The organism is Anabaena cylindrica UHCC 0172 (genome assembly GCF_034931625.1).
GTDB lineage: Bacteria > Cyanobacteriota > Cyanobacteriia > Cyanobacteriales > Nostocaceae > Anabaena > Anabaena cylindrica_A.
Map to the genome: position 1 here is coordinate 1 of NZ_JAYGGY010000066.1, position 10,315 is coordinate 10,315.

The following is a 10,315-nucleotide window of genomic DNA, read 5'->3' on the forward strand; positions in this document are numbered from 1 at the left end:
GCCTCAACCCAACCTACCATATAATGACTTTTGAGCCTTAACCGACAAGTATTGACTCGGATTTTCACTCATCACTCATCACTCAGTACTCATCACTCGTTACTCATCGCTCATTTACCTTCTCAGTTTCTGGAATCAATGGGATATTGTCGCTTGTTTTTTCCTGAGTAATCGCAATTGTAGTTAATAAAATAACACCTCCCATAGCTAAAGCGACTAAAGGACGTTTGAGAAGAACTAAATCTCTGATCATCCTGGCTAAAGGTCGGCTTTGACGACGCAATGCCGAAGAAATCATAATTTGTTTCCAAGTAAACGGATCACGGACGTAGTGACCACTTTTACAAACTACAAGCCTTTCCTGACAATATGGACAAGTAAATAAGCCTCTATAAGTTTTGACAGGCTGTGTCCTGTTATTTCTTTGACAAATAGGGCAAGTAACATAATGATTATCAAAAGTGTGTATATTCATCTAGCTCGTCCGCATAGTCCATTTACTCGCTCTATAACAATAGCTATATTGAACTTTGATCACCAACAAGTAGCTTCGGCAATATTGTCTGAACATTAGTAATGCACCACACATACATTTTTTTTGCTACTAATTGGGGCTATATGGTCGTAACACGAGTATAGCCAGATTTAGTAAATCAAGCATACTTGTCTGCTTACTAAATCATGGCTCACAATGAGAATTAACAGCTAAAAAATTAAATTTTTTCTTACATTTACCCCGTTTCTCCATGACTCTCTTGCCTCCTACTCAACTGAGGAAGGTAAGGTCACTACCTGCCTTTCCCACACCTTCTGCCCATTTAACTCAGCTAATTAATCGTTTTCAACCATCACCGGAAACAGTCGTGCTATTTTTAGCCATGCTGATTGGTGGTAGTACTGGTATGGGTGTAGTCACCTTTCACTATCTAATCCAGCTGGTTCACAACTTGATGCTGGAAAATTTTATGGGATTGATTGGAGTCTGGGGTGCGTGGACTTTAGCTTGTGTTCCCACATTAGGCGGACTTATTGTGGGCTTAATGCGCTGGCGCACTCAAGACTTTGGCCCTGGACTTTCCTCTCTGATAGCCGTCTCTCAAGGTAGAGAGGTGAAGCGACAACTGCGTCCTGTAACCAAGATGATAGCTGCGGCTGTTTCTTTGGGTAGTGGAGCCTCTTTAGGGCCAGAGGGGCCAAGTGTAGAAATCGGTACTAATTTTGGGGTGTTGCTATCAGATGTGCTGCAAGTTTCTCAAGAGAGACAGCGTTTACTTTTGGGTGCAGGAGCAGCGGCTGGTTTAGCAGCTGGATTTAATGCTCCCATTGCTGGAGTATTTTTTGCTCTAGAGGTGGTTATGGGTACTACATCCTTTGCCACTTCTGCGGTGAGTGTGGTCTTACTAGCAGCAGTAGTAGCAGCCTTAATTGCTCAAATTGGTTTGGGGTCCCAACCTGCTTTTGCCTTACCTGCTTACCAAGTCCGCAGTTCTTTAGAATTACCCCTTTATCTTGGCTTGGGTTTGGGTGCAAGTTTGGTTTCTGTAACTTACACAGAAGCAATCCGTTTGGCTAAAGCGTTTTTTGCAGGACGGGTTCCGGGGTTTGAATTTTTTTTAAAGATTCCTAAACCAATTCACCCCATCATTGGTGGTGCAATCATTGGTACAGTAGCTTTTTACTACCCACAAATTCTGGGTATCGGTTATGGTACTGTGCAACCCATGTTGCAAGATCAGGAATTTTCTTTAAATCTGTTACTGATATTGATGGTTTTAAAACTGCTGATGACGGCAGTTTGTTCAGCTAGTGGTTTTGTGGGTGGTTTGTTTGCGCCAGCAATGTTTTTAGGTGCTTCTTTTGGGTCTGCTTATGCCAAATTTTTAGCTTTGATAGTGCCGACAATTGTTGAATATATGGCGGCTCCTCCAGCTTATGCAATGGTGGGTATGGCTGCTGTTTTAGCAGGTAGTGTCAGAGCGCCTTTAACAGCTATTTTAATGTTGTTTGAATTAACCCGCGATTACCGCATTGTTTTACCTTTGATGGCGGCGGTGGGTTTAAGTGTATGGTTAGTTGAGCGTATCAAGCCAACTTTTAATTCTAATTCTAATCTTCAACAGATTGGTCTTGCGGAATTGAAAGATGAACAGGTGGAAATTGTACAGCAAATTTCAGTGGCAGATGCAATGAACTCCTCTCCCAAAAAACTGCCTGTAACTCTGGGGATTTTAGAAGCATCTATGGAAATGATTCGCGATCGCACACGCAGTGCTTTAGTAATTGATGCCGCTGAAAAATTAGTCGGTATTCTTTCTCTAGACGACATTAACCGCGCCCTTTCCTTTTGGGAAAATTACCAGAATTCCCCTCCGGAAATACAGGCTAATTTTTCTAGTCAAACACTCATAGATATTTGTACAACCGACATCCTCTATGCTTGGCAAGATGAGCCATTATCCGAAGCTTTAGATCGTATGGCTCTGCGTGGTTTGCATCAGTTACCAGTGGTAGCAAGAGACAAACCCGATTGCATTTTAGGTTTACTAGAAAAAGAACAAATTGCTTTAACTTGTAATTTAGCAGCAACACGCAAAGCATTACAGCACTATTTACAAGTACTACCAACAACAGATATAGTCATTGGTCATTAACTATTGGTCATTGGTCATTGGTCATTGATTAAAGATAAACAACTGACTAATGACTAATGACTATTCATTTAAGCTGTAGCTTCTACTTCAGCATCATCTTCCCGATCTTCCGGGTCCACTTGCCGTAGTCGAATGTGTTTTTTCCCTAAAGTGATGATAAATTCATCCCCAGGCTTGAGATTCATCTGTTTTGTATAAGCTGAACCTATCAATAAATTGTTGTTGGACTGCACACTAATTCTATAGCTTGCACTGCGTCCACCACGGCCATTGGCACTAGGTGTACTATCCAACTGAATGCCCTCAGCATCAATTAGAGCATTTAGGAACTTCATCATGTTGACGCGCTCTATACCATTTTTGGTAACGGTATAATAGCCACACTGTTTAGCTTTATCTTCTTTGCTCTCGTTCTCTAGCTCCTTAACTTTTTTGAGGAGTTCATCACCAACAAGGGGGTCAATTTTTTTCAGTTTAGGCATCAACTTAGGTCGAAAATGAATGTTTGAAGTGGTTGAATCGATTTTATTTTAACTGATACTGAGCTAATAGGAACGGAATCCTTTATTTTTATCTCAGCATAGCCAAGTATATTACACGCACAGGCAAAATTGTTGCACAATTACCAATCTTTTCCAGACATTTTCTAAAAATAATTCTGTTCCTGCTCATATCTCTTATCTCTAGCAATCAGATTTTATTTATAAACTTACTCTCTACCAGACGCTACGCGAAAGTAGAGGCGCTTAAAAGGGAGTTAGGAATTGAGAACAGGAAAGAGGGGAGGTAGATGATGAGGTCGTTTTTTCAAAAAATCAAAGATGATTCCTATATATATGGTTTGTGAATTACTGCCAAGCTGTATTTGTTTAAGTTTTTTAAAGCTATGTGAAATAGTCGTCTGCCCACCGACAACGAACCTGAGCAGACAAAATGATAAGCAAAACTGATCTTTAGTCATAAGTCATGAATCATTAGTCAGTGACAAAACAACTGATAACTGATAACGTAAGCATTCAGCTTATGGCTAACCACAGGCTACACCAATTTGAATAAATGATGTAGCCTTCGTTGAAAGTCGATCACATTACTCCCAAGGATTAAGAGTGTGCGATACTGGCGCAGCCTGCCGTTACATATGCCTACCTGATAACTGATAAATGAAACTAACGACTAAAGGACACTATAGTGTTAAGGCATTACTAGATTTGACTTTACAACCAGAATATGGACCCGTATCTGTAAGAACAATTGCCAAGCGTCAAGATATTCCGGCTCCCTATCTAGAAAAGTTGCTCATAGAAATGCGTCGCGCTGGGTTAGTCAAATCAATTCGTGGTAGCGTCGGTGGCTATCAATTATCCAGAGAGCCTGCACAAATCTCTATAGGACAAATTTTAGAGGCAGTGGGAGAAAACATAACTCACTTACCTCTGAATAGTTCACCACCAGCACAAGCAGAAGATTGGGTAACATTTACCTTGTGGCAAAGACTGAACCAAAAGCTGAAAGAAGCTTTGTACAGCATTACTCTGGCAGACCTTTATTATGATGCCCGTAGTTGGCAAGCATCTTTAGGCGAAGAAGCTAGTTTTGTTGTTTAGTCAGTTATCAGGGAATAGGCAAGAGGCACTCATGTAAGAGGTAAGAAGAAGATAAATATTTTCCCCAATGACCAATAATCTCTATATTTTAATTATTGCTGCCTTGTTAGATTACTTAATTGGTGATCCTTGGGGTTGGCCTCATCCAGTGCGAGTGATGGGATGGATAATTTCTTGGTTGAGTAAATTTTTTCTACAACATTGTCAGAGTTCTCTAACACAACGTCTAGCCGGAATTGTACTCGCTATTATTCTCATCATCGGTAGTGGTTTATCTGGCTGGTTAATAATTCAAATTGCCAGATGGCTAAATCCATTGTTAGGAATTATTTTAGAGAGCATTCTTCTAGCCAGTTGTTTTGCTCTTCATAGTTTGCGAACTGCTGCGATAGATGTAATCCAACCTTTAACGACAGGAAAGTTAGAGGAAGCAAGACAGGTTTTAAGTAATTATGTCGGTAGGGATACAACAAACCTCTCAGCAGCAGAAGTTTTGCGAGCAGTTTTGGAAACAGTCACAGAAAATGCGACTGATGGAGTGATGGCTCCGTTATTTTATGCAATTTTGGGTGCGTTTGTGCCATTGATTGGTGTGGTTCCTTTGGCTTTAGCATATAAAGCTAGTAGTACCTTAGATTCAATGGTGGGTTATCGGGAATCACCGTATACTTATATTGGCTGGTTTAGCGCGAGGTTAGAAGATGGTTTAACGTGGCTTCCTTGTCGGTTAACAGTAATGACTTTAGCACTTTTATCACTTAAACCCGTAGATGTTTGGCGGATTTGCCACCGGGATGCTATTCAAGATCCTAGTCCTAATTCTGGTTGGAGCGAGTGTGCCTATGCTGCTATTTTAGGTGTGCAGATGGGAGGAATAAATTGGTATCGTGGAGTGGCTAAACATAAGCCACTTTTAGGAGATGCTATTTATCCCATCACCCCAACTTCGATTCACAAAGCTTTGCAATTGACTCGATATTCGTTTTTATTGTGGTTGGGTTTGGCAATATTTTTTATTCGTAATTCTTAACTGGAGATAGGAAACAGGCAAAAGCTAAGAAAAAGAGAAATTTTGTTCCAACCTCCCAACCTCCGCAGTCCCCAATCCCTAGTCCTCATATGTCTACTAAAGTAGTTGAAATTCTCTCATCAGAAGAACTGCGTCGTACTTTGACTCGTCTGGCTTCTCAAATTGTGGAAAGGACACGAGATTTATCACAATTGATACTTCTGGGCATTCATACTAGAGGTGTGCCATTAGCCAACTTGTTGGCACGTCAAATAGAGATTCTCGAAGGTATCAGTATCTATGTTGGAGCATTAGATATTACATTCTATCGTGATGATTTAGACCAAATTGGCCTAAGAACTCCAGCCAAAACCGATATCCCTTTTGACTTAACAGGAAAAACAGTTGTTTTGGTGGATGATGTCATTTTCAAAGGACGGACAATTCGTGCTGCTTTAAATGCTGTCAATGAGTATGGTAGACCAGAGGTGATTCGTTTAGCTGTATTAGTAGATAGGGGACATCGGGAGTTACCAATTCACCCAGATTTTGTGGGTAAAAAACTACCGACTGCTCAAGAAGAAATTGTGAAAGTTTATTTACAAGATGCAGATGGACGTGATGCAGTGGAGTTAATTAGTAATGGGTAATTGGTATTGTAAAATTTGTCATCACTTGACCAGATTCAAGACTATTCTTACCTTCTTCTAATTCTGACTCTTGACTCCTAGTCCTAACGAAAAGACTTTTATGGCTGACGCTAGGCTATCAGCAAGCCCTAATTTGTGTTTTGTACTGATGTCCTTCTTAAGTTTTTTCTGGCAATTTATCAGTCATTTTAAATTTATATGGCTGTTACTTAATCTTAAATTGAGCTAGGGTTTTTAATAGTTCTTGTACTGTGAATGGTTTGGATAAAAAATCTATATTTTGGTACGCATTTTCTAATAAGATATTTTCATTTATTCCTAGCCCACTAATAATAATTATTCTTAGTTGTGGATTAATGCTTTGTAATTTATCAATAGTGGTAGCTCCATCCATATTTGGCATCATCATATCAATAATTGCCGTATTAATTTTATCTTGATTTTGTTTGTATAAAGTTACGGCTTTCTCTCCATCACTAGCAGTAATTACCTTGTAATTATAGTTTTCTAATGAAGTTTTGGTGATTTCCTGAATAGAAACTTCGTCATCTACCAGTAAAATCCACTCCCCATTACCAATAGGCATTTCCATTTCCATGAAAGACTCGACAACTTCTGTATAAATCGCTGGTAAATATAACTGAAAGGCTGTACCTTTGCCAACAGAACTAGACACAGTAATAAAACCACCATGCCCTTTAATAATGCCTATAACTGTTGATAAACCTAGTCCTGTACCTTTGCCAAATTCTTTAGTTGTAAAAAAAGGTTCAAATATTCTATCTAAGATGCTACTGGGAATACCAGTTCCTGTATCACTAATCTTGATCACAAGATAAGAACCAACTCGCGCATCTATATGCATTTTTACATAGGTTTCATCAATCCAAATATTCTCAGCGGTTATTGTTAACACACCACCATTGGGCATGGCATCACGAGCATTTAAGCATAAATTCATTAATACTTGATCGAGTTGGGTAATATCACCACAAACTGGCGATAAATTTGGCTGAATTTCTGCATGAATTATGATTGATTTAGGAAATGTTTGTTCAACAATCTGCTGCATTTCTGAAATCAAATACTTAACTTGAATTACTGCACGTTGATTGATTCCACCATAGGTATTACCTTGAATTCCTCTAGCGAAAGAAAGAACTTGTTTAACTAAATTAGCACCTCGTTTGGCATTATTTTCTATAATTGATAATATCTGCTGATTCTCTTGATTATAATGTTTATTTTTCAATAAATGTGCTGACATTAAAATGGGAGATAGTACATTATTTAAATCATGAGCAATTCCACTTGCTAGAGTACCAATACTCTCCATTCGTTGAGCGCGTAAAAATTGGTGTTCTAACTGTTTTTTCTGGGTAATATCAGTGTCAATAATCAGGATAGAATTAGCTTTATTATACTCATCATGTACTAAAGTCCAACAACTTTCGACTATGATTTCTGTACCAAATTTTGTCTTTTTATTTAATTCTCCTTGCCATAAACCATGTGTTAAGACGGTTTGATGAATTTTCTGTTGTTCTTCTACAGGTTCATCAACCCAGATTTTGCTAGCATTCTTGTCTATAACTTCTTCAGCTTGCCAACCATATAATTTTTCAGCACTTTTATTCCATAGCAATATCTTATTTTCTAAATCTCTCACGACAATGGCATCGGTGGTAATATCAAGTAATGCTGCTTGTTCACGGAGTTTTTGTTCTACTTGTTTACGGGCTGTAATATCTTCAAAGATGTACAAACGACCAAAATATTGAGCAGATGTATTTCGGATTTGAGTAGAAAAGCGCCGGATGATGCGCCCATCATTAAAGCTAATTTCATCTTCAATTACGGAGTGGTTAGTTTCATCTTGTAGAGGTTGATATGATGCTGTGAAACTAGGGATATCTGCTATTAATTTAAAACAATCAGGAACAATATCTTGATTTTTTAATTCTTGTGCTTCCATGCATTTTTTAAGATGTTCAATTTTCCAAATTTCACAGAAGCGATCATTAAAATAAAGGATGTTATCAGTACGATTATCAACAACATAAAATGCTAATGGTGAAACACTATTCATGGATCGCAAAAGTGCTTCTTGCCAACGCAATTCATCTTCCGCCTGTTTGCGTTCGGTAATATCTTCTACTATATAGGCGAATTGCTGACTACTACCATGATTTTTAGCGATCGCAGAAACTGTCGCTGATAACCAAGTTTGTCCTTGGGAAGTTTCGTAAGAATATTCAAACCTAACGGGTGATTGGGTAAGTTCTGCTTGACGATAGTAATTAATCCATTGGTTTAAATTGCTATTATCTGCACACATTTCTCTCGCTAGACGATTTTGCATTGCTTCTGGGGTGAGTCCCAAAAATTTCGCCGTATTGGGATTATCAGAAATATGTAGGATGTCGTTATCGACTAATTCCACAATTCCCATCATCATTGGCGCACTCTCGAAGAAGCTGTGTAAGGTAGATTCACTTTGACGCAGTGCTAATTGTGCATTTTTATACTCTTCATTTATATAGGACAGTTCGGCTAAATTGCGCCTGATTTCTAATTGTCTAACTACAAGACGACTAATAGATTCTAATGCTGTTAACTGTTGAGGAGTAATTTGGCGTGGTATTTTATCCACTACGCACAAAGTTCCTATTACCTCACCTCCTGGTACAATTAAAGGTATGCCAGCATAAAACCTTACATATGGTTCTGATGTCACGATATCTGCTGTAGCAAAGTTTTCATCTGCCAATGTGTCAGGAATAATCAAAACCGTACCTTGTAGTACGCAAATTGGACAAAAACCTGCATCTCTAGGCATTTCCTGCACATCTAACCCTACCTTAGCCTTAAACCACTGACGATGGGCATCAATCAGATTAATCACAGCAATAGGTGTATTACAAATCTGCGCGGCTAACAATGCTAAATCGTCGAAAGGTTCTTCTGGTGAGGTATCCAGAATTTTATACTGGTGAAGAATCTCAAGTCTTGCGGCTTCATTGTTAAACACTGGTAATCTCATTAAGTTTTTCCTACTATAATTTTTATAAAATGACTAAGTATCCTCGTATGAATCTCTGTCTTCAACTTTTCATAAACAGGGAAGGGGCAAGTAAGGCCTGCTTAAATTTTGAATTTTAAAGTATGATATGCTTCTCCTATTGGTAGTCTTGATAGTCAATTTTCTTCTTTGGTAATTAAATTATTACTGTACTTGATTAGGTCATAAATTTACTATTGTAAAGATGTCGTTTGCTAATTATATATTAATCTTTCTAAGGGAGGATGACAGCAAAATGGAGTTTTTATGGTAATTTGAATTGAAGTTCAGGATATTTACTAATACATTGGGAATATTTTTATGCAATTAAATCACTCCTTCAATAAATAAAATTATGTAAAAATTTAATGAGCGGTGATATGACTTTACTCTTCTTATTTTATGAAAATTATCGGTAAGGGGTGTAACTTCTCTAAAATCCTGCTTGTTCTTAAAACTCAGAGACATACAAATTAAATATGTATCCGTCTAGTAGACATTATATAATGTATGTAACAAAATAACTACAGCGTAGTATATAGTTTATTTTATTACATTGAAATATGTAAAATGTAATGAGTATTTTTTATGTATAGCTGTAGTCGTATGGGTGAGGATGTTATTGATTCTCAAAGCCTGTAAATAACTGTTTTTATACTGGCTAGATGTCCCTCTATGCATATAATCGCAGTTATGCCCATAGAGTTTTACAAGACTCAGCATTTACTATCAAGCTATCCACTGTTGCAGAACTTAACCATGAAAACGAAATTTCCCATAAAACCTAAAGTCGAAGATAGCTTTGGTATTTTCTTTGCTCCATTATCTCTTGAGGAAATATACAATCAAGCTAACAACCCGGCTAATGGTGCAGTGGTGCTGATGAGTGGTATGGTTCGTAATCAAACTGATGGTAAATCTGTGGTGGCTTTAGAGTATCAGGCTTATGAACCGATGGCTTTGCAGGTATTTTATCAAATTGCGGCTGATATTCGCTGCCAATGGTCTGATGTAAATCGCATTGTCATATATCATCGCATTGGGCGGTTAAAAATCGGCGAAATCAGTGTTTTAGTAGCGGTAGGGTGTCCTCATCGAGGTGAGGCGTTTGCAGCTTGTCAGTATGCAATTGATACACTTAAACATAATGCACCTATTTGGAAAAAAGAGCATTGGCAAGATGGTTTTAGTTCCTGGGTAAGTATTGGTGCTTGTGAACAAGAATCTTGAAGGTTTTTTATATACAGCGGAATTCAGTATTTTTTGGGTTCTAGTCTAGATGATTCTCAATACTTGTCGGTTAAGGAAATGTAGGTTGGGTTGAGCGACAGCGAAACCCA

At 38.2% G+C, this 10,315-nt stretch carries 8 protein-coding genes; 5 read left to right on the forward strand and 3 right to left on the reverse strand.

The annotated features are described in order from the left end of the window. Positions 1-103: 103 nt before the first annotated feature. Positions 104-475, reverse strand: a complete 372-nt coding sequence (locus VB713_RS13620) for a hypothetical protein (protein ID WP_323312059.1) — start codon at positions 473-475, stop codon at positions 104-106. Between the two features lie 271 nt (positions 476-746). On the opposite strand from VB713_RS13620, the gene VB713_RS13625 reads away from it, so the two are divergent. Beyond that, positions 747-2,651 carry a chloride channel protein gene (locus VB713_RS13625; protein WP_323312060.1) on the forward strand — a complete coding sequence of 635 codons (1,905 nt, stop codon included), beginning with the start codon at positions 747-749 and terminating at the stop codon, positions 2,649-2,651. Between the two features lie 68 nt (positions 2,652-2,719). Here the strand turns inward: VB713_RS13625 and VB713_RS13630 are convergent, their stop codons facing one another. Then, positions 2,720-3,133, reverse strand: coding sequence for an AbrB family transcriptional regulator (locus VB713_RS13630; protein ID WP_015215574.1), 414 nt, complete (start codon positions 3,131-3,133; stop codon positions 2,720-2,722). A gap of 678 nt (positions 3,134-3,811) precedes the next feature. Here VB713_RS13630 and VB713_RS13635 point away from each other — a divergent pair. The 3 genes from VB713_RS13635 (at position 3,812) to pyrR (ending at position 5,914) form a co-directional block, all read left to right on the forward strand. Further along, complete coding sequence (locus VB713_RS13635) at positions 3,812-4,255, forward strand: Rrf2 family transcriptional regulator (RefSeq protein WP_323312061.1); 444 nt, start codon at positions 3,812-3,814, stop codon at positions 4,253-4,255. A gap of 67 nt (positions 4,256-4,322) precedes the next feature. Then, positions 4,323-5,285, forward strand: a complete 963-nt coding sequence (gene cbiB, locus VB713_RS13640) for an adenosylcobinamide-phosphate synthase CbiB (protein ID WP_323312062.1) — start codon at positions 4,323-4,325, stop codon at positions 5,283-5,285. A gap of 89 nt (positions 5,286-5,374) precedes the next feature. Continuing rightward, complete coding sequence (gene pyrR / locus VB713_RS13645; protein ID WP_323312063.1) at positions 5,375-5,914, forward strand: bifunctional pyr operon transcriptional regulator/uracil phosphoribosyltransferase PyrR; 540 nt, start codon at positions 5,375-5,377, stop codon at positions 5,912-5,914. Positions 5,915-6,119: 205 nt separating this feature from the next. Here pyrR and VB713_RS13650 read toward each other — a convergent pair whose 3' ends face one another. Next, positions 6,120-8,957 (reverse strand): PAS domain S-box protein, encoded by a 2,838-nt coding sequence (locus VB713_RS13650; RefSeq protein ID WP_323312064.1) that lies wholly within the window; start codon positions 8,955-8,957, stop codon positions 6,120-6,122. Positions 8,958-9,734: 777 nt separating this feature from the next. On the opposite strand from VB713_RS13650, the gene VB713_RS13655 reads away from it, so the two are divergent. After that, entirely contained in the window at positions 9,735-10,205 is a 471-nt protein-coding gene (locus VB713_RS13655; RefSeq protein ID WP_323312065.1) for a molybdenum cofactor biosynthesis protein MoaE, read from the forward strand. The last annotated feature ends 110 nt before the right edge of the window (positions 10,206-10,315 follow it).